The sequence below is a fragment of the Streptomyces sp. NPDC000404 genome (assembly GCF_040300365.1).
Taxonomy (GTDB): domain Bacteria; phylum Actinomycetota; class Actinomycetes; order Streptomycetales; family Streptomycetaceae; genus Streptomyces; species Streptomyces ramulosus.
This window is the reverse complement of the sequence record NZ_JBEPDN010000005.1, coordinates 88,847-110,837: the sequence shown is the minus strand read 5'-3', so window position 1 is coordinate 110,837 and position 21,991 is coordinate 88,847. Positions and strand designations below refer to the sequence as shown.

22 protein-coding genes are annotated in these 21,991 nt (G+C 74.2%); 9 read left to right on the top strand and 13 right to left on the bottom strand.

The annotated features are described in order from the left end of the window. Positions 1-149 precede the first annotated feature (149 nt). The 7 genes from ABT345_RS10695 to ABT345_RS10665 form a co-directional block, all read right to left on the bottom strand. Positions 150-2,078 (bottom strand): dipeptide ABC transporter ATP-binding protein, encoded by a 1,929-nt coding sequence (locus ABT345_RS10695; RefSeq protein WP_345086464.1) that lies wholly within the window; start codon positions 2,076-2,078, stop codon positions 150-152. Next, positions 2,075-3,064 (bottom strand): ABC transporter permease, encoded by a 990-nt coding sequence (locus ABT345_RS10690; RefSeq protein WP_345086466.1) that lies wholly within the window; start codon positions 3,062-3,064, stop codon positions 2,075-2,077. Before ABT345_RS10690 ends, ABT345_RS10695 begins: the two co-directional genes overlap by 4 nt. Further along, positions 3,061-4,017 (bottom strand): ABC transporter permease, encoded by a 957-nt coding sequence (locus ABT345_RS10685; protein ID WP_345086468.1) that lies wholly within the window; start codon positions 4,015-4,017, stop codon positions 3,061-3,063. The genes ABT345_RS10690 and ABT345_RS10685 overlap by 4 nt, the downstream gene beginning before the upstream one ends. An 11-nt stretch (positions 4,018-4,028) precedes the next feature. After that, a complete protein-coding gene (locus tag ABT345_RS10680) occupies positions 4,029-5,777 on the bottom strand; it encodes an ABC transporter substrate-binding protein (protein WP_345086470.1) in 1,749 nt (582 codons plus the stop codon). A gap of 190 nt (positions 5,778-5,967) precedes the next feature. Next, the gene (locus ABT345_RS10675) at positions 5,968-6,060 is read right to left on the bottom strand and encodes an Ms4533A family Cys-rich leader peptide (RefSeq protein ID WP_342667934.1); all 93 of its coding nucleotides are present in this window, start codon (positions 6,058-6,060) and stop codon (positions 5,968-5,970) included. 120 nt (positions 6,061-6,180) lie between these two features. Then, positions 6,181-7,584, bottom strand: coding sequence for a DUF3152 domain-containing protein (locus ABT345_RS10670; protein ID WP_425584428.1), 1,404 nt, complete (start codon positions 7,582-7,584; stop codon positions 6,181-6,183). Between the two features lie 6 nt (positions 7,585-7,590). Continuing rightward, a complete protein-coding gene (locus tag ABT345_RS10665) occupies positions 7,591-8,598 on the bottom strand; it encodes an alpha/beta fold hydrolase (protein WP_345086473.1) in 1,008 nt (335 codons plus the stop codon). 193 nt (positions 8,599-8,791) lie between these two features. On the opposite strand from ABT345_RS10665, the gene ABT345_RS10660 reads away from it, so the two are divergent. The 4 genes from ABT345_RS10660 (at position 8,792) to ABT345_RS10645 (ending at position 10,772) form a co-directional block, all read left to right on the top strand. Continuing rightward, a complete protein-coding gene (locus ABT345_RS10660; protein WP_345086475.1) occupies positions 8,792-9,007 on the top strand; it encodes an Rv3202a family protein in 216 nt (71 codons plus the stop codon). A 148-nt stretch (positions 9,008-9,155) separates the two neighbouring features. Continuing rightward, entirely contained in the window at positions 9,156-9,797 is a 642-nt protein-coding gene (locus ABT345_RS10655) for a TetR/AcrR family transcriptional regulator (protein WP_345086477.1), read from the top strand. Between the two features lie 117 nt (positions 9,798-9,914). Further along, positions 9,915-10,142 carry a DUF3107 domain-containing protein gene (locus ABT345_RS10650; RefSeq protein ID WP_345086479.1) on the top strand — a complete coding sequence of 76 codons (228 nt, stop codon included), beginning with the start codon at positions 9,915-9,917 and terminating at the stop codon, positions 10,140-10,142. A 360-nt stretch (positions 10,143-10,502) separates the two neighbouring features. Beyond that, the gene (locus ABT345_RS10645; protein ID WP_345086481.1) at positions 10,503-10,772 is read left to right on the top strand and encodes a hypothetical protein; all 270 of its coding nucleotides are present in this window, start codon (positions 10,503-10,505) and stop codon (positions 10,770-10,772) included. Positions 10,773-10,858: 86 nt separating this feature from the next. On the opposite strand, the gene ABT345_RS10640 is transcribed toward ABT345_RS10645, so the two are convergent. Then, positions 10,859-11,596 carry a ferritin-like fold-containing protein gene (locus tag ABT345_RS10640; protein WP_345086483.1) on the bottom strand — a complete coding sequence of 246 codons (738 nt, stop codon included), beginning with the start codon at positions 11,594-11,596 and terminating at the stop codon, positions 10,859-10,861. Between the two features lie 327 nt (positions 11,597-11,923). On the opposite strand from ABT345_RS10640, the gene ABT345_RS10635 reads away from it, so the two are divergent. The 3 genes from ABT345_RS10635 to ABT345_RS10625 all read left to right on the top strand — a co-directional run bounded on the left by ABT345_RS10635 (position 11,924) and on the right by ABT345_RS10625 (position 15,518). Further along, entirely contained in the window at positions 11,924-14,104 is a 2,181-nt protein-coding gene (locus tag ABT345_RS10635) for a DEAD/DEAH box helicase (protein WP_386459358.1), read from the top strand. Between the two features lie 154 nt (positions 14,105-14,258). Next, a complete protein-coding gene (locus ABT345_RS10630; RefSeq protein ID WP_345086485.1) occupies positions 14,259-15,110 on the top strand; it encodes an alpha/beta fold hydrolase in 852 nt (283 codons plus the stop codon). A gap of 252 nt (positions 15,111-15,362) precedes the next feature. Further along, complete coding sequence (locus ABT345_RS10625; protein WP_169750032.1) at positions 15,363-15,518, top strand: DUF8834 family protein; 156 nt, start codon at positions 15,363-15,365, stop codon at positions 15,516-15,518. Between the two features lie 89 nt (positions 15,519-15,607). Here ABT345_RS10625 and ABT345_RS10620 read toward each other — a convergent pair whose 3' ends face one another. The 4 genes from ABT345_RS10620 to ABT345_RS10605 form a co-directional block, all read right to left on the bottom strand. Beyond that, positions 15,608-16,213, bottom strand: a complete 606-nt coding sequence (locus tag ABT345_RS10620) for a MarC family protein (RefSeq protein WP_345086491.1) — start codon at positions 16,211-16,213, stop codon at positions 15,608-15,610. Positions 16,214-16,341: 128 nt separating this feature from the next. Further along, positions 16,342-17,196, bottom strand: coding sequence for a PHP domain-containing protein (locus ABT345_RS10615; RefSeq protein WP_345086493.1), 855 nt, complete (start codon positions 17,194-17,196; stop codon positions 16,342-16,344). Positions 17,197-17,348: 152 nt separating this feature from the next. Beyond that, complete coding sequence (locus ABT345_RS10610; protein WP_345086495.1) at positions 17,349-17,987, bottom strand: DUF6758 family protein; 639 nt, start codon at positions 17,985-17,987, stop codon at positions 17,349-17,351. Positions 17,988-18,175: 188 nt separating this feature from the next. Beyond that, complete coding sequence (locus tag ABT345_RS10605) at positions 18,176-18,793, bottom strand: suppressor of fused domain protein (RefSeq protein ID WP_345086497.1); 618 nt, start codon at positions 18,791-18,793, stop codon at positions 18,176-18,178. A 571-nt stretch (positions 18,794-19,364) separates the two neighbouring features. Here ABT345_RS10605 and ABT345_RS10600 point away from each other — a divergent pair. Both ABT345_RS10600 and ABT345_RS10595 read left to right on the top strand, forming a co-directional pair. Then, the gene (locus tag ABT345_RS10600) at positions 19,365-20,474 is read left to right on the top strand and encodes a magnesium and cobalt transport protein CorA (RefSeq protein ID WP_345086499.1); all 1,110 of its coding nucleotides are present in this window, start codon (positions 19,365-19,367) and stop codon (positions 20,472-20,474) included. Positions 20,475-20,527: 53 nt separating this feature from the next. Then, a complete protein-coding gene (locus ABT345_RS10595) occupies positions 20,528-21,067 on the top strand; it encodes a hypothetical protein (RefSeq protein ID WP_345086501.1) in 540 nt (179 codons plus the stop codon). 117 nt (positions 21,068-21,184) lie between these two features. On the opposite strand, the gene ABT345_RS10590 is transcribed toward ABT345_RS10595, so the two are convergent. Next, complete coding sequence (locus ABT345_RS10590) at positions 21,185-21,967, bottom strand: hypothetical protein (RefSeq protein WP_345086503.1); 783 nt, start codon at positions 21,965-21,967, stop codon at positions 21,185-21,187. Positions 21,968-21,991 lie beyond the last annotated feature (24 nt).

The window sequence follows — 21,991 nt, the reverse complement described above, 5'->3', positions numbered from 1 at the left end:
ACGGTCGTAACTTTCCGCCCCATGGGGCGTTCTGGTGCGCTATGCAGTGGGTTCGCCCGAGGCGGGTCCGCGGGGCCGCGCCGTCCGCCCCGCGCGGCCGGGGCGCACCGCCCGGCCGTGCGGCACCGGCGCGCGGCGCGCCGCCCGGCTCAGGAGCGGGCGCGCACCGCCCGGCGTTCGGCGGCCAGATGCGGATCGAGGACGGGTACGGCCGCCAGCAGGCCCTGGGTGTACGGGTGCTGCGGGTGGTCGTAGACGGTGTCGACGGGGCCCTCCTCGACGATGCGGCCGGCCCGCATCACGGCGACGCGGTCGCTGGCCGCGCGGACGACGGCGAGGTCGTGGGCGATCAGGACGATCGACAGGCCGAGATCGCGGCGGAGTTCGGCGAGGAGGTCCATCACCTGGGCCTGGGTGGTGACGTCCAGGGCGGAGACGGGTTCGTCGCAGACCAGCAGGCGGGGCCCGGGGGCGAGGGCGCGGGCGATGCCGACGCGCTGGCGCTGGCCGCCGCTGAACTCGTGCGGGTAGCGGTGGTACCAGGCCGGGTCGAGGCCGACGCGTTCGAGGAGTTCGCGGGCGCGCCGGACGACGGTGGCGTCGTCGGTTCCGCCCGCCGCGCGCAGCGGGTCGGCGACCGACTCCCCGATGGTGCGGCGGGGGTTGAGGGCGGAGACCGGGTCCTGGAAGACCATCTGGAGCTCGCCGCGCAGCGGCCGCAGGGCCCGCTCCCCCAGGGCGCCGAGGTCGCGGCCCCGGTAGCGGAGGGTGCCGGCGGTGGGGTCGAGGAGGCGGACCAGCATCCGTCCGACGGTGGTCTTGCCGCTGCCGGACTCGCCGACCAGGCCGAGCGTCTCGCCCTCGGCGACGGTGAGCGAGACGCCGTCGACGGCGACGGTGCGGTCCCGGCCGAGCATCGTCCCCAGGGGCCCGCCGCGGCCGAACTCCCGGCGCAGGCCGTGCGCTTCGAGCAGCGGGATGCCTGTGTCGTCGCCGTCGTCGCCGTCGCCCGTCGCGGGCCGGGGCGCGCGGTCGGTGGCGGTCGCGGCGGCGGTGCGGGCCGCGGGGGCGGCCGGGCGCGCGGGCTCCGTGCTCCCGGAACCGGCCGGGCCTGCGGGCTCGTCCGCGCCCTCGGGGCCGGACGGGCGCCCGGTCGCGGGCCCGCGGCGCGCGGCGCCGGCCCCGCGCCTCTCCCCCTCGTCGGCCGCCCCGGCGCGCGTCACGCCCTCGCGCGCCGTCTCGATCCGGGGGACGGCGGCGAGCAGGGCGCGGGTGTAGGGCTCGCGGGGTGCGCCCAGCACCTCGGTGACGGGGCCGTGTTCGACGGCGCGGCCGCCGCGCATCACGAGGACGTCGTCGACGCTGCCCGCGACGACGCCGAGGTCGTGGGTGACCAGCAGCAGTCCGGTGCCGGTCTCGGTGCGCAGGGTGTGCAGCAGGTCGAGGATCTGGGCCTGGACGGTGACGTCGAGGGCGGTGGTCGGCTCGTCGGCGATGATCAGCCGGGGTTCGCAGGCGAGGGCCATCGCGATCAGGGCGCGCTGGCGCATCCCGCCGCTGAACTCGTGCGGGCGGGAGCGGGCGCGGCGGGCGGCGTCGGGGATGCCGACCCGGTCCAGGACCTCGACGGCGCGGGCGCGGGCCGCGCGCCGGGAGACGCCGGGCCGGTGGACGCGGTGCACCTCGGCGATCTGGTCGCCGAGCGAGTGGTAGGGGTCCAGGGAGGAGAGCGGGTCCTGGAAGATCATCGCGGCGGTGGCGCCGCGCAGGGCGCGCAGCTCGTCCTCGGGCGCCGCGAGGACGTCTCTCCCGGCGACGCGGACGGTGCCCTCGGTCCGGGTGCCGGTGCCGCGGTGCAGGTCGAGGAGGGTGGCGGCGACGGTCGACTTGCCGGAGCCGGACTCCCCCACGATGCCGAGGGCGGCGCCGGGCCGCAGGGTGAACGAGAGTCCGTCGACGGCGCGTACGGGCTCGGCTCCCCCGGTGGCGGGGAAGGTGACCGTGAGGTCGCGGACCTCGGCCAACGGGTCGGCCGGTGCCGGGACCGGAGCCGGTTCCGTGGCCAGGGGGGCGGTCATGTCAGCGTCACCCTTCGGTCGGCGAGTGCGTAGAGGACGTCGGCGACGGCATTGGCCAGGACGACGGCGGCGCCGACGCCCAGGACGGCGCCGACGACGACGGGGAGGTCGACGGTGCGGACCGACTCGACGGTGAGCCGCCCGAGTCCGGGCAGCCCGAAGAGGGTTTCGGTGAGCATCGCGCCGCCGAACATGGTGCCGAGGTCGACGGCGTTGAGCGCGACGACGGGCGGCAGGGCGCCGCGCAGCGCGTGCCGTCCCACGATCCGGCGTTCGCGCAGCCCGTAGGCGCGGAAGGTGCGGATGTGGTCCTCGGCGAGCGTCTCCAGGGTGGCGGAGCGGGTCAGCCGGGCGTACTTGGCGGATTCCAGGAGGGCGAGGGTGGTCCAGGGCAGCAGCAGGTTCCACGCCCACTGCTCGGGGTCCTCGGTCAGCGGGACGTAGGTGGGGAACGGCAGCCACTGGAGGGTGGCGCAGAAGATCATCAGCAGCAGCAGGCCGGTGATGAAGACCGGGGTGGCGGTGCCGGTGAGGGTGAGGACCGTGAGGACGCGTTCGGTGGCGCCGCCGCGGCGCAGCGCGGAGAGCAGCCCGGTGCCGACGCCGAGCAGCAGCCACAGCACCATGGCGCCGATCGCGAGCGAGGCGGTGACCGGCAGCCGGGAGGCGAGCAGCTGGGCGACCGGCTGGTCGTTCTGGTACGAGAGGCCGAAGCAGGGCGCGGGGCAGTGCAGCACGCCGGTGCCGGTGGAGTAGTCCCGGCCGGTCACCAGGCCCTGGAGGAAGTGCAGGTACTGGACGGGCAGCGGTTCGCCGAGCCGGAGCTGGTCGCGGACCTGGGCGATCTGTTCGGCGTTGCAGCGCGGGCCGCAGGCGAGCTTGGCGGGGTCGCCGGGCGCGACGTAGAAGAGCGCGTAGACGGCGACGGAGAGCAGCAGCAGGACGAGGAGGGCGCCGCCGGTCCGGCGCAGGACGTAGGCGGTCATGGGGTGGCGCCCTTCTGCGGTGCGGCGGCGGCGCGGCGGGTGCCGACCGCGAGGCGGGAGCGTTCGCGCGGGTCGAGGGCGGTGCGCACGGCGTCGCCGAGGACGGTGCAGGCCAGCACGGTGACGAGCAGGCAGCCCGAGGGCAGCAGGACGTACAGCGGGTCGGCGCGGAACCAGGTGGTGGCGGTGGAGAGCAGCTGTCCCCAGGAGGAGGTGGGCGGGGTGACGCCGATGCCGAGGAACGACAGGGACGCCTCGACGACGATGTTGGTGGGGACCAGCAGCGCCGCGTAGGTGAGGACGGGCGCGGCGAGGGCGGGCAGCAGTTCGCGGCGGGCGATCTGCACCGGGGTGCGGCCGGCGAGGCGGGCCGCGGCGACGTGGTCGCGCCCGCGCAGCGACAGGGTCTGGGCGCGCACGATGCGGGAGGTGCCGCCCCAGCCCAGCAGCCCGATGACGAGGACCAGCAGCAGCGGGCGGGGGAATCCGTCCGGGACGATCGCGGTCAGCGCGACGGCGAAGACCAGCATCGGCAGGGCGAGCAGCACATCGGTGAAGCGGCTGAGGACGGCGTCGAGGAGGCGGCCGCCGGCGCCCGCGGCGAGGCCGACAGCGACGCCGAGCGCCACCTGGACGACGGTGGCGCCGAGCGCGACGAGCAGCGAGACGCGGGCGCCGTACAGCAGCCGGGCGAAGAGGTCGCGGCCGGTGCCCGGTTCGACGCCGAGCCAGTGGTCGGCGCTGATGCCGCCGAAGGAGCCGTAGGGGACGCCGCCGCGGGCGGAGTCGACGAGTTGGTCGTGGTACGTGGTGGGGTCCTGGCCCTCCAGCGCCGCGAGCAGCGGGGCGCCGAGGGCGAGGAGGGCGAGGGCCGCGAGCACGGCGGCGGCCACGACGGCCGAGGGGCGGGCGCGCAGCCGCCGCCATGCTCCGGTGTCCGGGGTGTCGCTCATGGTTCCGGGGCCTACTTGACCGCGACCTGGGAGATGTCGAGGACGCCGTCCCAGTCGCTGATCACGACGTTGCGGATCGCCTTGCCGTGCAGCCGCTTGTAGACGGGGTGGAACAGCGGGACGGAGAGGGCCTTCTCGCCGATCGTGTCGTCGAGGGCGCCCCAGCGCGCGGCGGCCTTGTGCAGGTCGGTGAGCTGGTTGATGGCGTCGATCTCGTGGTTGACGGCGGGGTCGTCGAGCTGGGCGTGGTTGAAGTTGTAGGCGTCCTTGACGATCTGGCGGCCGTCGAAGATCGGGGCGAGGAACGGTCCGCCGGAGGGCCAGTCGGCGCCCCAGCCGGCGAGGAAGAGGCCCGGTTCGTCCTTGAGGCTGTGGACGGTGTCCTTGTAGTCGTTGTCCTCCAGGCCCTTCAGCTCGACGGTGATCCCGGCCTTCTTCAGCGCGTCCTGGACGGCGGTGGCGACCTCCGGGCTGGTCGCGAAGTTCTTGGCGGTGGAGTGGGTGAGGGTGATCTTCAGGCCGTGCGGATATCCGGCCTTCTTCAGCAACTCCCGGGCCTTTTGGGGATTTCCGGTCCTTCCGGCCGGGAAGGGGTCGGAGCCGGTGTAGCCGAAGGTCTTCTGGTTGGGCAGGAAGGTGGTGGCCGGTTCGGCGAGGGAGGAGCCGCCGGCGGCGTTGACGACGCTGGTGCGGTTGACGGCGTAAGCGACGGCCTGCCGCACCTCGGGCTTGTCGAAGGGCTTCACCTTCGGGTTGAACGCGAGGTAATTGGTGTAGCCGAAGTGGCCGGTGCCGACGCGCTTTTCGAGTTCCTTGTCGCCGGAGATGCGGGCGAGTTCGGCGGGCCCGAGGTTGGTGTCGGTGGTGACGGCGGCGGCGTCCGGACCGGAGCCGGTGGCCAGGCGCTGGTTGATGACGGCGGAGTCGAGACCGGAGCGGACGTCGACGGTGTCCGGGTAGGCGTGCCGCTCCTTGTCACTCGCCTGCGACCAGTGCGGATTCCGCTCCAGCAGCAGGTGTTCGCCGTCCCCGGTGTTCTTGACGACCTTGTACGGGCCGGAGGAGACGGGGTGTTCCTCGTATTTCGTGCCGGTGTCCTTGGCGCGCGGTACGGGCGCGAACTGCGTCTGCGTGGCGAGCAGCGGGAATTCGCCCTCGGGCTTCTTCAGATGGAAGACGAGGGTCTTGTCGTCGGGCGTCTCGATGGACTTCAGCCCGTCCTTGGACTTGTCCTTGTAGGGGCCCTGGTATTTCTCGCCGCCGATCAGCCAGTCCCGCAAATAGGGCGCGCCGCCGGAGAGTTCGGCGGCGAAGGACCGCTCGATGCCGTATTTGATGTCGGCGCTGGTGATGGGCGTCCCGTCCTCGAACTTCAGCCCGCTTTTGAGGGTGTACGTCCACACCGTGGCGTTCTTGCTCGGCCGTCCGGTGTCGGTGGCGAGGTCCGGGACGACCTCGGTGCCGGCGGCGCCGTTGGCGCGCTTGCGGGTGGTGAGGGTGCGGAAGACGAGCGTGGGGACCTTGCCGCCGCCGGAGGTGTAGAGCCGGGCGGGGTCGAAGTCGGTCTGCGGCTCGGAGTTGAGGACGGTGAGGGTGCCGCCCTTGTGCGGTGCGGCGCCGGCGCCCGCGTCCGCGGCGTCCTTCGGGCCGCAGGCGGTGGCGCCGGCGGCGAGGGAGACGCCGATCGCGGCGGCGACGGCGCGGCGCGCGGTCAGCGGCAGCCGTCGGGGGCGGGCGGGGGCGGGGGCCGGTTCGGCCATGACGGGGTCGCCTTTCGCAGCAAGGCCGCGCCCGGCTGCGGGGCGGTGGGCGGGCGCGGTGCGCACGAGGCCACCCCGGCGCGGGCGTGCGGGAGGAAGAGTCACACGGTTCGCGGGGGAAGGAACCCGGCCCGGGGCCGCCGGCCGCGCGGCGGGTGCCGGGGCGAGGGGTCCGTGGCGCGGGCGGGCCTCAGCGACAGTCGATGTCGGCCACGGACTGCACGGACACGCCGATCAGCGCCAGCTCTATGGCGGCGGAGGCGGTGGCGTGACGGTGCGGCATGCGCAGAACTATGGAACGAATGGCCGAATCCTGGCAAAGGTGTCTCGCGATGAGAGACCGCGCGTCTCACACAGGGGGACGGCGCGCACCTGACCCGACGGGCCCGCCGTCCCGCCCGGCTCAGCTGCTTCCGGGATACGGCCAGGAGTTGGGGCGGCAGGTGGCGCCGTCCGTCGTCAGGAACTTCGTCTGCTGCATCATCACCGGCGCGATCGCCCCGGACCGCGAGCAGACCTCGTGGTTGCGGCCGAGCCGGTGGCCGACCTCGTGGTTGATGAGCATCTGGCGGTAGGCGTACATCTTGTCCGGCCCGTACGTCTTCGCGCCCTGCGCCCAGCGGTAGGCGTTGATCATCACGCGCGGGGTCGCCGCCGAGTCGCACGAGACGTTGTCCTCGGAGGTGTCCAGACCCGACTTGGCGCACCACACGTCGGTGGTGCCGGGGCTGGCCAGCGTGATGACGAAGTCGGCGTCACCGGAGGCGACCCGCTCGAAGGTCCGGGTGCCGCCGTGCGCCCAACTCCGGTCGTCGTTGAGGGTCTTGTGCACCGCATCGGCGAACAGCTCGCCGTCCAGCGGCAGCCCGGTCTCCATGTCGACGCGGTAGCGGACGACGTGCCCGCGCCCGGGCGCCTTCGCGGCGCCGCCGACCGGCACGAAGTCCCCGGAGGCGGTCAGCTTCGCATCGAGCGGGAACGGCTCGGCCATCCGCTGCGCGTACGAGGCGGGCTTGGCGTCCTGCGGCCGGTCCCCGGAGCGCGAGGCGCCCTCGCCCAGCGGGTCGGTGCGGTCGGGCCCGCCGCCGGAGTTGGTGGTGGTGTCCGCCCGCTGCTCGGCGACCTGACCGGCCACCACCACGGCGAGCACGGTGGTCACCGCGGCGGCCGCGACACCGGTGAAGGTGCGGCCCAGCCCGCCCTTGCGGGCGGCGGCGGACGCCGCGTCCGGCTCGTCGGGCGACTGCGGACCGGCGGGGCCGCCGCCGTCCGACGGCGCCGCCTCCCGCGCAAGGACCGTGGAAGTGTCGGTGCCCGCCGGCCCGCCGGCCGGAAACGCCCCGGCGCCCGGACCGTCGAGGACGTCCAGCGCGTCGAACGCCTCCAGATACTCCCGCCGGGGCCCGGCGGGAGCGCCGGGGCGGACCTCGGCGGTGGCCGGGTCCGGCAGCCGCAGGTCCGGTTCGGCCGCCGCGCGCGGGCGCGGCACCCGGGGTCCGGCGGCGGACGGCCGGGACGCGGCGCGGCGGACGGCGGGCGGGCCGGGCGCCGAGGCTCCCGGGACCGACGGCGGCAGCCCCCAGCCGCCGCCCGGCTCCCGCTGCTCGGGGTGGCCGCCGCGCACGCCCTCGCGCCCGGGGCCCGGGTGGGCGGCGCCGCGCGGGCGGACGGCGGGCTCCGGGTGCGGCCGTTCGCCGTCGCCCGGCCCGCGCCGGCGGCGGCCGGTGCCCGGCTCGCCGCCGTGCGGCAGCGCCGTCTCCGTCGTGTCGTGCCCGTCCTGTGCCGCGCCTCGGCTGTGCCGTCCCACGCTCCGTCAGCTCCTGCCCGTATCGGCCGCCGCCGTGTCGTCGATCAGTTCCCGGATGGCCCGCGCCACCGTCCGCGGGTACTCCATCATCGCCACGTGCCCGGCCTCGGGCAGCGTTACCAGCCGCGCCCCACGGAAAGCGGCGGCGGCCCGCCGCGCCATCCGGTACGAGACGAGTTGGTCGCGCCCACCGTAGACGAGGAGCGTCGGCGCCAGCACCCGTTCCGCCTGACGCCACAGATTGTGCTGCCCGCCGAGGGTGTACGCATTGACCAGCCCGCGGGCGGAGCGCTCCATCACCTCCCGGAAATACGGGAGTTCGAGCCGCCTGGTGTACTCGTCGACCGCGTCGCGGAAGCCCTCGGGGGTGACGTTGCCCAGGTCGCCGTAGCAGAGCGCCAGCACCCCGCCGGTGCGCTGCTCGGGCGTCCAGTCGCGGGTGAGGCGGGCGAAGAGGCGGCCCGCGCCGGGCACCGCGAGCAGCGCCGTGGGCACCGCCGTCAACTGCGGCCGCAGCTCCGGCAGGGCCGGGGAGATCAGCGTCAGGGTGCGGACGAGATCGGGCCGGGCGGCGGCCACCCGCGTCGCGGCGGCGCCGCCCATGGAGTTGCCGACGAGGTGGACCGGACCGCGCCCGGTCGCGTCCAGATACCGGATGACCGCACGGGCTTGGGCCGCGACCGAGTAGGTGCCGTCGTCGGGCGGCGGCGCCTCGCCGAAGCCGGGCAGGTCGAGCGCCTCGCCGTCGACCCGGTCGGCGAGCAGCGGCATCAGCGCCGACCAGTTCCGCGAGGAGCCGCCGAGCCCGTGGACGTACAGCGCGGGCTCCCGCTCCGCCGCCCCGCCCGGGCCGGCCTCCGGCAGTGGCGCCGGGGTGCGCACGCCGAGCGTCAGACCGGCGAGCGGCACCAGCCGCAGCGTCTCGGCCGCCTCCTGCGGCCCCGGCCGCCCGGGACCACCGGGCGGCACCGGAAGGGCTGCGGTCCTGGTGTCGGGCGACTCGGTCGAAGACATGCCGTCGATGTTACGAGATGATCACGCGCGTACCGATGTGTTCGCCGTCACACACCGCATCGCGCTGCCGCGCCCGCTCTCCTAGGCTCGATACGAAGGGCGCCCCGGCCCGCCCGCGGCCGGAGGATCCGGACCGCCCGGCCCGGGGCGAGGAAGGCACAGCGGCCCGAAAGACTCCTAGAAAGGGAGCACCATGCCGGTCGATCCGAGCGATCCGGACACCTTCGACGACGAGAACGGCACCGCCTTCTCCGACGAGGCCCCGGAGGCCGACGCCCAGGAGCAGCACGCGGACGTCGCACCCCACCGCGACGAGCCGCTGTCCGGCACCGACCCCGACGCCGCGAACGAGGCGGACCGCGCCGAACAGTCCCGCGTCGTGGAACTCAACGAAGACGAATACCGATGACCTGGGGTGTTATGTCACCTTCCCACAAGGGTGCGGACCGGATTTTCTCGGCTCCGACCGCCCACAGCCCGGTTACCCAAAAGTACGATGGCGGGCGCGGTGTGCCACCTTGCGTACGCCGCGTACGGAACGACTTCTGGGAGGCAGCGTGAGCGCCATCGAGCAGACCGAGGCGGCACGCCCGCGGGGCACACGCCTGCCGCGCCGAGCACGGCGCAACCAGCTTCTGGGGGCGGCACAGGAAGTGTTCGTCGCGCAGGGCTACCACTCCGCGGCGATGGACGACATCGCCGAGCGGGCGGGCGTCAGCAAGCCGGTGCTCTACCAGCACTTCCCGGGCAAGCTGGACCTCTACCTCGCCCTCCTCGACCAGCACTGCGAGGCGCTGCTGCACTCGGTGCGCACCGCGCTGGCGTCGACGACCGACAACAAGCAGCGCGTCGCGGCGACGATGGACGCCTACTTCGCCTACGTCGAGGACCCGGGCGGCGCGTTCCGGCTGGTCTTCGAGTCGGACCTGACCAATGAGCCGGCCGTCCGCGAGCGGGTCGACAAGGTCTCGCTGGAGTGCGCCGAGGCGATCTGCGAGGTGATCGCCGAGGACACCGGTCTCTCGCGCGACGAGTCGATGCTGCTGGCCGTGGGCCTCGGCGGCGTCTCGCAGGTGGTGGCGCGCTACTGGCTGGCGGCCGACAGCAAGGTCCCGCGGGACACCGCGGTGGGCCTGCTGACCTCTCTCGCGTGGAAGGGCATCGCGGGTTTCCCGCTGCACGGCATCGATCCGCACTGACCGTGTTCGCTCCCGGCGTGCCCCGGGGCGTCCTGCACCTTCCCGTACCGGGCTAATGTGTGCTGCGTACGGCGCGGCTGGCCGCGCACCCAACTGACCGTCGGAGGGACATCAGCCGTGGAGGTCAAGATCGGCGTGCAGCACGCGCCCCGCGAGATCGTTCTCGAGAGCGCGCAGTCTGCCGAGGAGGTGGAGGGCGCCGTCGCCGACGCCCTGAGCGGCAAGTCGCCGCTGCTGAGCCTGGTGGACGAGCACGGCCGCAAGGTCCTGGTCCCGTCGGACCGGCTCGCCTATGTGGAGATCGGCGAGCAGTCGGTCCGCAAGGTCGGCTTCGGCGCGCTCTGACACCGGGGCGCCCGCGGGCGCCCGCGGCAACCGCCCACGGCGGCCGGGATTTCCTCCCGGCCGCCGTCGGCGTTCTCCGGGCCCTCTTCCCGCTCCCGGCGCCCCGCCCCGGCACCCCGTTTCCGGTCCCTCCGGTTCCTCTTCCGGTTTCCCGCTCTCCCCGGCCACCGCCCGCTCCCCGGCCCGGAACCGCCCGCCCCCTCCGCCCCCCACGTCATCCCCGTTCCCTCCCGTCCGGCCCGGTTCGGCGGAACGGAGGCATGAGGGTTGCTGAGCGTGGCTGATGGGTACCACCGCCTACGACCGATTTGTTCGTCCGGTCGGTCCGGTCGTCAGCCGTTTACGCGGGAGGGAACACGCATGATCTGGGAAGCTCTGGGCGCCGTCGCGATCGGTCTCGCGCTCTCCTTCACCGCCACCCGCCGGCTGCCGGAACGGTTCCCCGTCCGCTCCCTGGCGCTGGCCACCGGCCCGGTCGCCGCCCTCCTCGGCGCGCTGCTGACGCGCTCGATCCTCGGCCCCGGCCACCCCGTCCAGACGCTCGCCGCCGCCGTCGCCGTCGGCGCCGCACTGCTCTCGGTGCTGATCCGCCCGGCCCGCACCACCCTCTCCGGCTCGGCCCCCGCCTGATCCATACGTCCGCTTGCCCCATACGTAACGGCGCGGCCCCGGACCGGTCGGTCCGGGGCCGCGCCGTTACGTCCGCGGTGTGCCGCCTACGCCGCCAGGCCCAGCGCCGCCATCCGCTTGGTGTGCGCCTCGGTGATCCGGGAGAACATCCGGCCGACCTCGGCCAGGTCGAAGCCGTCGGCGACGCCGCCGACCAGCATCGTCGAGAGCGCATCGCGGTCGGCGACCACCCGCTGCGCCTGCGACAGCGCCTCGCCCATCAGCCGCCGCGCCCACAGCGCCAGCCGCCCGCCGACCCGCGGGTCCGCCTCGATCGCGGCACGCACCTTCTCGACCGCGAAGGTCGCATGGCCGGTGTCGTCCAGGACGGTCAGCACCAGGTCCCGGGTGTCGGTGTCCAGCCGGACGGCGACCTCGCGGTAGAAGTCACTGGCGATCGAGTCGCCGACGTACGCCTTGACCAGGCCCTCCAGCCAGTCCGACGGCGCGGTCTGGCGGTGGAACTCGTCCAGCGCGGCGGCGAACGGCTCCATCGCCTCGTTGGGCTCCGCCTCGATGTCGGCGAGGCGCTGGCGCAGCCGCTCGAAGTGGTGGAACTCCGCCGACGCCATCTTGGCCAGTTCGGCCTTGTCGTCCATGGTCGGCGCGAGCTTCGAGTCCTCCGCGAGCCGCTCGAAGGCGGACAGCTCGCCGTAGGCGAGGGCGCCCAGCAGGTCGATCACGGCGGCGCGGTAGTGCGGCTCGGCGGATGCCTCCGACCAGTTCTGGGCGGCGATCCCGGTCGGTTCCGGCGCGTCGGCGGTGGCGGTGTCTGGCGTCTCCATGACCGGCACAATAGCCGCCGGACGGCCCCCGCAGCGCCGGGCCACCGCCTCCCGTGGCGCCCGCCCGGACGGGCCGGGATCTCACCCGGTCGCGCGGCGCGGGCGGCTTGTTCCCTTTCTCACCCGGACAAGCCTTCGGATGTCCCGGTGCATCCGGGGTACAGTGGTAATGCGCCCGCCGAGTATCGGTGGGTCGTTCCACGCATGCGGATGCCCGGTCGGTGGCCCGATCGGCTCCAACCCGACCGCCCTCCCCCGCGGCGCGTACGCGACGTACGCATCAGCAGGAGGGACACCGCTCGCGGCAGGAGTGCCTGAGCGTTGGCAGTGGTCCCGCGCCGCCGGCTTTGCAACCCGGCCCGTACACACCTCGTACGAAGCGCGGTACGACCCCCTTCGCCGCCTCGTGCCGCGTCTCACAGAAGAGGCAAGATTCTGTCTACGTTCCGAGAACTCGGGATTTTCCCCGAGACCGCCGAGGCCCTCGAAGCCGTCGGCATCGTTTCCCCCTTTCCCATCCAGGAGCTGACGCTCCCCGTCGCGCTCTCCGGCAGCGACGTCATCGGCCAGGCGAAGACCGGCACCGGCAAGACGCTGGGCTTCGGCCTGCCGCTGCTGGAGCGCGTCACCGTCCCCGCCGACGTCGAGGCGGGCCGGTCCACCCCCGAGCAGCTGACCGAGGCGCCGCAGGCGCTCGTCGTCGTCCCCACCCGCGAGCTGTGCCAGCAGGTCACCAACGACCTGCTCACCGCCGGCAAGGTGCGTAACGTCCGGGTGCTGGCGATCTACGGCGGCCGGGCGTACGAGCCGCAGGTCGAGGCGTTGCAGAAGGGCGTCGACGTCGTCGTCGGCACCCCGGGCCGCCTGCTCGACCTGGCCGGCCAGCGCAAGCTCGACCTCTCGAAGGTCCGCAGCCTGGTGCTGGACGAGGCCGACGAGATGCTGGACCTCGGCTTCCTGCCGGACGTCGAGCGGATCATCCAGCTGCTGCCGGCCAAGCGGCAGACCATGCTGTTCTCGGCCACTATGCCCGGCCAGGTCATCTCGCTGGCGCGTCGCTACATGTCGCAGCCCACCCACATCCGCGCCACCGCGCCGGACGACGAGGGCCAGACCGTCGCCAACACCACCCAGCACGTCTTCCGGGCGCACTCCCTGGACAAGCCGGAGATGGTCGCGCGGATCCTCCAGGCCGAGGGCCGGGGCCTGGCCATGGTGTTCTGCCGCACGAAGCGGACCGCCGCCGACATCGCCGACCAGCTCGCGCGGCGCGGTTTCGCGTCCGGCGCGGTCCACGGCGACCTCGGCCAGGGCGCCCGCGAGCAGGCGCTGCGCGCCTTCCGCAACGGCAAGGTCGACGTCCTGGTCTGCACCGACGTCGCCGCCCGCGGTATCGACGTCGAGGGCGTGACGCACGTCATCAACTACCAGTCCCCCGAGGACGAGAAGACCTACCTGCACCGCATCGGCCGCACCGGCCGCGCGGGCGCCAAGGGCACCGCGGTCACCCTCGTCGACTGGGACGACATCCCGCGCTGGAAGCTGATCAACAAGGCGCTGGACCTGCCGTTCGACGAGCCGGAGGAGACGTACTCCACCTCCCCGCACCTCTACGAGCAGCTGCACATCCCGGCCGGCACCAAGGGCGTGCTGCCCCGCTCGGAGCGGACCCGCGCCGGGCTCGCCGCCGAGGAGGTCGAGGACCTCGGTGAGACCGGCGGCCGCGGTCGCGGCCGCGGCCAGGCCCCGGCGGCCGCCGAGCGCCCCCAGCGCACCCGTACGCCCCGGCAGCGCCGGCGCACCCGTGGCGGCGCTGCCGTCGACGGCGGCGGCGCCCCGCAGGCGGAGGCCGTGCTGGACGCCGCCGAGGGCGCTCCGGCCGAGGCCACCGAGGCCCGGCAGCCGCGCCGCCGGCGCCGGACCCGTTCGGGCAGCCGCCCGGCCGAGGCCGTGACGCCGGCCGTGGACGCACAGCCCGCGGCTGCCGTCACCCCCGTCGCCGAGGAGGCGGAGGCCGCCCCGGCGAAGCCGCGCCGCCGCCGGACGCGCGCCGCGAAGCCCGCCGAGGCGCAGGCCGTGGTGGAGACCGTCGAGGCGCCCGCCGCGCCGGTCGCCGAGGAGGCCCCGGCCAAGCCGAAGCGGACCCGCAAGACCGCCGCGGCCAAGGCCGCCGAGGCCGTGGACGCCGCCGAGGGCACCGAGGCGCCCGCCAAGCCGAAGCGCACGCGGAAGACCGCCACGGCCAAGGCGGCGGAGGCCGTGGAGAGTGCCGAGGGCACCGAGGCGCCGGCGAAGCCGAAGCGGACGCGGAAGACCGCCGCCAAGGCCGTCGCGCCGGAGGCCGTCGCCGAGGAGGCTCCGGCCAAGCCGAAGCGCACCCGGAAGACCGCCGCGGCCAAGGCCACCGAGGCCGCGGAGTCCGCCGAAGGCGCGGAGGCGCCCGCGAAGCCGGTCCGCCGCCGCACCCGTGCGAAGGCCCCGGCCGCCGAGGCGACGCCGGAGAGCTGATCCGCGGCACACCCGACGGCCCGTTCCCGCCCACCCGGCGGGGGCGGGCCGTCGCCGTGTCCGGAGCCGCCGGGCCCCGCCCACCGGGCGAACGCCGGGCCGCCGCGGGCCGCCGCGCGGCGATCTCCCCGCCGCGGGCGGATAGCCTCGGGGGATGAGCAGGCCGCCGACACTTTCGCTGCCCCCGTGCGCCAGCGCGTACCGCCTCGTCACCGCGCGCGGGGAGTTCGCCGTGCACGACGCCCGGCCCGGGCGGACGCCGCTCGGCACGGCGCTGCTGGTCCCCGGGTTCACCGGCAGCAAGGAGGACTTCATCGCGCTGCTCGCGCCGCTCGCCGCGGCCGGGTTCCGGGTGGTGGCGGTGGACGGCCGCGGCCAGTACGAATCCCCCGGCCCCCGGGACCTCGCCGCCTACGGGCAGGGCGCGCTGGCGCAGGACGTGCTGGCGCAGGCCCGGGCGCTGGGCGGCCGGGTGCATCTGCTGGGGCACTCGTGCGGCGGGCTGGTGAGCCGGGCGGCGGTGCTGACCGACCCGGCGCCGTTCCGCTCGCTGACGGTGCTCAGCTCCGGCCCGGCGGCCATCGACCCGGCGCAGCAGACCCGCGTCCGGATGCTGATCGATGCGCTCGGTTCGCTGGACATGGCGACGGTCTGGCAGGCGATGCGGGCGATGGATCCGCCGGAGGCGGCGGATGCCGGTACGCCGTCGGAGATCGGGGAGTTCCTGCGGCGCCGCTGGCTGGCGACCGTTCCGGAGCAGCTGATCGCCACCGGGCGGCAGATGCTGGAGGAGCCGGACCGGGTCGACGAGCTGGCCGCGGTGCCGCTGCCCAAGCACCTGGTGTCCGGCACGGTGGACTACGCCTGGCCGGTGCCGCTGATCGACAAGATGGCGGCGCGGCTCGCCGCCCGCCGCACGGTCGTCGAGGGCGCGGAGCACTCCCCCAACGCGGAGCGCCCCCGGGAGACGGCCGCCGCGCTGGCCGCCTTCTGGGGCGAGCACTGAGCCGTCCGCCGGGGCGCGCGCCCGGTGGCGGCGCGGGCTGATCGTCTGCCGTACGAAGCGGTGTCCGGCGCGTGGTGACCGGGCCCGGAATCCCCTCCTCACCTGCAAATACTTAGACCATCGAAAAATTTCCTTAGCGTAGGGAATGTTTGCAGGGGGCCAGGACGTTGGACACGTAGAAGCTCGGGCAGCGACGCCCGCGCTCGCCATCCATCAGTTCTCCTGCAGGAGGATCAGACGAAGGGAAGCCGTATGCGCTTCGAGATCATGCGCCTGGACGATGTCGACGGCACCGCCGTGGACAGCACCGTCGTGGACGCCGCCTCCGTCAACCGGATCGTGCAGCAGGCCGCCGCAATCGGCCAGCGCATCTACATCCGCCCGGCCGACACCGTCGCCGCCCGGTAACACCGAAGCCGCCCCGCGCGGTTCGCACGGATGCGCCCCCGTACGGAAGTGCCGTACGGGGGCGCGACTGCGTTTCGGGCCGGACGCGGTCAGGCGCCCTGCACGACCTGGGTGACGCCGTTGATGATCTGCTGCACGGCGAGCGCGGAGAGCATCATCCCGGCGAGCCGAGTCACCAGCACCACACCGCCGTCCTTGATGACCCGGATGATCAGCAGCGAGAACCGCATCGCCAGATAGAGCACGACATGGATCGCCACGATGGCGCTCCACACCGACAGCTGCGCGGTGAAGCCGTGGGCGTGCTGGACGGCGAGGATCACCGACACGATCGCACCGGGCCCGGCCAGCAGCGGCATGCCCAGCGGGACCAGCGCGACGTTGACGTCCTTGGTCTGGGTGGGCTCCTCGGACTTGCCGGTGAGCAGGTTCAGCGCGACCAGCAGCAGGAGCAGACCGCCCGCGATCATCAAGGCGGGGGTGCTGATGTGCAGCCGGCCCAGGATCTGGCGGCCGAAGAGCCCGAAGACGGCGATGACGCAGAACGCGACGGTCGCCGCCTGCCAGGCCATCCGGCGCTGGACCTTGGCGGGCCGTCCCGCGGTCAGCCCGAGAAAGATCGGGGTGATCCCGGGGGGATCCATGATGACAAAAAGGGTGACGAAGAGAGTACTGAAGGCAGCGACGTCGAACACGGTGATGATTGGCCTTGCGGTGGAGGTGGAGCGGGGGAACGGCGCACCGGCAGGGCGGCGCGCGGGCGCACCGCACGGACGCGGGCGCCGGAAGGAAGAAAGAGCCGCCGGACTCCGGCGGCAGGGGCTCAGCCGCCCGCGCCGGGGACGGGGAAGGCGCCGGTGGCCCGGCGCACGATCTCGCCGTAGATCTCCGGGTCGGTGGTGTATTCGCCCAGCTCACAGGTCTTGTGGCTGCCGTGGTAGTCACTGGACCCGGTGGTCAGCAGCCCGGCTTCGGCGGCGAGGGAGCGCAGCCGGGCGCGGGTCGGTGCGTCGTGGTCCATGTGATCGACCTCGATGCCGTCGAGACCGGCCGCGGCCAGCTCGCCGAGGGCGCTCTCGGGCACACAGGCGCCGCGCTTGACGGCGGCGGGGTGCGCGACGACGGCGACGCCGCCCGCGCCCTTGATCAGCCGGAGCGCCTCGAACGGGTCCAGCTCGTGCTTGTCGACGTACGCGCGGCCGTCGTTGGCCAGCCACTGCGCGGTGAACGCGTCGGAGACGGTGGGCACGACGCCCAGGTCGACCATGGCGGTGGCCACGTGCGGCCGCCCCACGGCGCCGTCACCGGCGATGGCGGCGACCTGCTCCCAGGTGATCGGCACGCCCAGCTCGCGGAGCTTGGCGACCATCCCCTGGGCGCGCGGCACCCGGTCGTCGCGGAGCAGCGCCCGCTCACGGGCGAACGCGGGCTCCTCCGGGTCGAAGAGGTAGGCGAGCATGTGCAGCCCGGTGCCCGCGATCCGGCAGGACAGCTCGGCGCCGGTGACCAGCGTCAGCCCCGCGGGCAGCGCGGCGCGCGCCGCGGCGTGCCCGGCGACGGTGTCGTGGTCGGTCAGCGCGACGACGTCCAGCCCGCGGGCGGCGGCATTGGCAACCAGCTCGGCGGGGGTGTCCGTACCGTCGGACGCGGTGGAGTGGGTGTGCAGATCGATGCGCACGACGCTGAACTCCCCCCTGCGCTACGGGACGGTGACCGGACGGCGCCCGGCGCGGGCGCCACGGGCGCGCCACAGGGCGTCGCGCCAAGGATACCGGGCCGCGGAAGAACCCCGGCCGCCTCGGGGAAAATGCCCGGGACCGGTCCGGGCCTTCAGGACAGCAGCCGCGGGGAGAGCGCCCCGCACGGCAGCAGATCGATCTCGGCGCCCGCCTCGCGCAGATCGGTGAGGACCATCTCGTCGTACATCAGCAGACCGGACTGCTCGGGCCAGACGATCGCCCACAGCCAGAGCCCGCGGGCCTCCCCGGCGAAGACCACGCGGTCGGCCGGGGAGCCCTCGACGTGCCACATCGGGGTCGGGCGGCCGGAGGCGAGGATCTTGGTGTGCGGGGCGGTGTCGACGCGCATGCCGGGGCCGGGGTCCGGGCCGTCGATCCCGGCGTAGCGGGCGCCGAGCCCGACGCCCAGCTCCTCGGCGATCAGCAGGAGTTCGCCGGGACCGCCGAGCGGGCCGGGGCCGGAGCAGGCGACGGCGGTGGCGCGGCCGCCGCTGCGGTCGTCACCGGCGCAGGCCACGCCCGTGAAGAGCCAGCCGACCGGCAGCGGCCAGGGCATCCACACCGGGACCTGCGAGCGGTTCACGACGACGCCGAGCGCCTCGACGCTCGGCGGGACGACCGGCTGGAGCGGCTGCACGGTGCCGTGCACGGCGCACTGCCAGGAGTCGGAGAAGAGACCGGGCGCCCGGACGCGGCCACCGCACTTCGGGCAACTGGGTTCACCCCTCATAGGGATCCACGGTCCTCCAGCCGCGCGGCCGCGTCAAGGACGATCACCCGACCGGTCGGAATGTTTCACGCACCGGACCGGGGCCCGGCGCACACCCGGGCACGGCCCGCCGGACGCCGTCCGGGAGCCCGCCACCCGCCGGCCACCGGCCCCGGCGGCGGCTCCCCGGACCGGGCCCCCGGCGCGCCTCACGTCAGGTCCGCACCGCCGCGCAGCGGGTCCCGCAGATCCGTGCCCTGCGCCAGCCACCGCTCCTGGAGCGCCTCCGCGCCGTGCACCCGCTTCCAGGCCGCCTCGTTGGGCGTCATCGGCAGCAGCGGCAGGAAGCGCACCGGGTCCAGCGGCGCGTCCAGCTCCAGATCCTCGACGAGGCCGCCGGACGCGGCGACCAGGACGGAGGTGAATCCGGCGCCGGGCCAGAGCGGTTCGCCGGTGTCCAAGGAGGCACCCGGCGCCACCACCACGCCCTCGACCTGCGGCGACGCGGCGAGCACGGCGAGCGGCCGCAGCACCTTGTCGATGTCGGCGCGGCCCGGCCGCAGCGTGATCAGCAGCTCGGCCCGGGGCCCGGCCACCGGGTCGGCGAAGACCACCGACGGGGGCGCGCCCAGGCCCGGTGCGGCGCCGGCGGGGTCCGTCATCGGGTGGGCGGACATCCCGAGCGTCGCGTAGCGGACCACGCCGTCACCGGCGAAGCGCAGCACCTCGATGCGGTCGGTGCCGAGGAAGGTGACGGCGGCGCGGGCGTCCGGCTCGCCCAGGGCGGTGCGCAGCCGGGCCTCGACCAGAGCGAGAACGTCAGACATGGGGCGAGCATAGAGCGGCCCCGCGGGGCGCCCGGAGGGGCGGTCCGGCGGCGTTGCCGCGCGGCCCGGGGCGCGGCCGCGGACCCGGCTGCGGGCGCGCCGGAAAACAGCATGAATCGGCTTCGTATCGAACAGGCAAAGCGGCGCGGCGGCACCACGGGCGGCTGATAGCCTGCCATCTGGTCAGGGAATGACGCTGTCCCCCAGCGGGGACCGGCCGGAGGAGGTGGGGCTGCGGTGGATCCGAGTCGACCGTGCAGTACCGATAGTTCTCCTGTCATCCCTCTCGCGCAGCGAATCTTCTGACGCCGAAGGCTTCCGTACCCCGCGGCCCAGCGGCGAAACATGTGAAGTTCCTTCGCGTCGGACGGAGATGACGGAAGAGCGCCTTCGCCCCTCTGTTCCGTATCTCTCAGCGAATTCCTCGAATTCTCCGCGCGCCGTCAGTGCCCCGGCACGGAACGCTGCCCGCTTTGCGGACGTACGGCCGATGTCGCCTCGTACGTCCACGTTCCGGGTTGCGTTACGCCCCGCGCACGCCGCTGACGGCCGGCCCGTGAAGGAGCTTGCCATGTCGATGATCCGTGACCTGCGCGCCGCCGTCCGCCCCTCCCGCCGCCGTGATGCCGCCCCCTTCGGCTACGAGAAGTCCGCCCCCGCCTGTGTGAACAGCGCCATCGTCGACTGCGCCGTCTACCGCGAGGGCCGCCGGGCGCAGGAGGCGTGCACCCCCGCCGAGGCGATGGCGGCCGTCCGGACCGAGGGGGGCTTCGCCTGGATCGGGCTGCACGAGCCGTCGGAGGCCGAGTTCGCCGGTATCGCCGCGGAGTTCGGGCTGCACCCGCTCGCGGTCGAGGACGCCGTCCACGCCCACCAGCGGCCGAAGCTGGAGCGGTACGACGACACCCTCTTCACCGTCTTCAAGACCGTCCACTACGTCGAGCACGCCGAGCTGACCTCGACCAGCGAGGTCGTGGAGACCGGCGAGGTGATGTGCTTCACCGGGCGGAACTTCATCGTCACCGTCCGGCACGGCGGCCAGGGCTCGCTGCGGGCGCTGCGCCACCGCCTCCAGGACGACCCGGAGCTGCTGGCCAAGGGCCCGTCGGCGGTGCTGCACGCCATCGCCGACCAGGTCGTCGACGGGTACATCGCGGTCGCCGGCGCCGTCCAGGAGGACATCGACGAGGTGGAGATCGACGTCTTCAGCTCGGGCACCGGCCGGGGCGGGACGCGGGGCGGCGACGCCGGGCGGATCTACCAACTCAAGCGCGAGGTGCTGGAGTTCAAGCGCGCGGTGTCGCCGCTGCTGCGGCCGCTGCAGCTGCTGAGCGAGCGGCCGATGCGGCCGGTCGACTCCGACATCCAGAAGTACTTCCGCGACGTCGCCGACCACCTGGCGCGCGTCAACGAGCAGGTCCTCTCCTTCGACGACCTGCTCAACTCCATCCTCCAGGCCAACCTCGCGCAGGCGGCCGTCGCGCAGAACGAGGACATGCGCAAGATCACCTCGTGGGCCGCGATCTTCGCCGTCCCCACGATGATCGCCGGGATCTACGGCATGAACTTCAACAACATGCCGGAGCTGCACTGGAAGTACGGCTACCCGGCGGTGCTGGTGGCGACGGTCGCGCTCTGCTTCGGCATCCACCGCGGCTTCAAGCGCAACGGCTGGCTCTGACGGCGCCCGGTCCCAACGGACCGGGGCCGATCAGGCCGATTAGGCTGACGGGCATGACATCGACCGCACCGCAGGCGCTCCAGGACCGCGCGCTCATCGAAGAGGCCACGAAGAAGTCCGGTCTGATCTGGGTACGGGGGACGACCGGCCTGTCCCGGGCGCTGTGGCATCTGTGGGTGGACGGCGCGGCGTGCCTGGTCGGCGACGGCGCGGGCGAGCAGCCGCTGGCCGATCTGGGGCTGAGCGACGGCGTCATCACGACGGTCATCGTCCGCAGCAAGGACAAGGGCGGCCGGCTCGTGGCCTGGCCGGCTCGTGTGGTGGAGACCGAGCCGGGCGGTGAGGCGTGGCGCACCGCGGTCGACGAGCTGAAGGGCAAGCGGCTCAACGCGCCGGACGCGGAGTCGATCCCGGAGCGCTGGGCGGCCGAGTGCCGGGTGCTGCGGCTGGAGCCCGTCGGCGACGCCACGCAGCGCCCCGGCCAGATGCCGGACGACTCCCTCGCCGCACCGGCGCTGCCCTCCCCCGCGATCACCCTCCGTCCGATGCCGGCGGCGCTGCCCAAGCTGCTGCGCCGGGGGCGCAAGGGCTGAGAGAGGCGGAAGGGGCGGCCCGGTCCGGCCGGACGCCCCCGCCGGATGCTCCGGCCCCGGCCGGGCGGCCTGCCTGCGCCGGGCCGCCGCTGCGCCTGCGCCGGGCCGCCGCGCCCCTCAGCCCTGCGACGCCGCCGAGACCTGTGTGCCGTAGTCCACGATCTGGTCCTGCGACGGCGGCTTGAGGGAGACGCCCTTGTCCCAGTCGTCGAAGCGGACCGTGCCCGCGTCGCCGCCGCGCTCCAGGCGCAGCGGGTAGGGCGTGCCCTCCAGGGAGACGTCGAGGGTGCCGCCGGAGCCGGCGCCGCCCGCGATACGGATGGTCTTCACCCCGCCGACGGTGGCGTGGTTACCGGTGGCGAGCGTGCCGCGCAGCGCGAGCAGGCTCGCCAGCAGCGTGTCCTTGTCGGTGAAGCCGCTGAAGCGCTTGTAGACCGGGTCGGCGGCGGGCACCTTGACGTACTTGCCGCCGAGCTTGTCCGCGGCCGAGGCGTCGTTCCCGCCGCCGCCCGCCTTCTCCCCGGCCCAGAACGCGGCGTCCGCCTTGAGGTAGAGATCGTCGCCGACCCGCAGCAGCGCGAACGTCGACTTGCGGGTGGTCAGTTGGCCCTTGGCGCCGCCGCCGGTGAGGTGCATGTCCAGCTTGTAGGTGGCGCCCTGGCTGACGAAGCTGCCGGAGAGGCGGACCGTCCCGGCGGTCTTCGCCGCCGCCTGCGCCTTCGCCTCGATCTTCGTGGCGGGCAGCTTGCCCACGCCGTTCGTCCCGGCGTCCGGGTCCTCCGCGCAGCCGGCCAGCGCCACGGCCAGCCCCGCGCACACCGCCCCCCAGAGCGCCGCCCGCCCGGTGCGACGGGTGACGGCCACGGATCGGGGGCCCGGTCCCGAGGGGGTTGCACTCACGTCGGCTCTGCCTCCTGTAGCGGG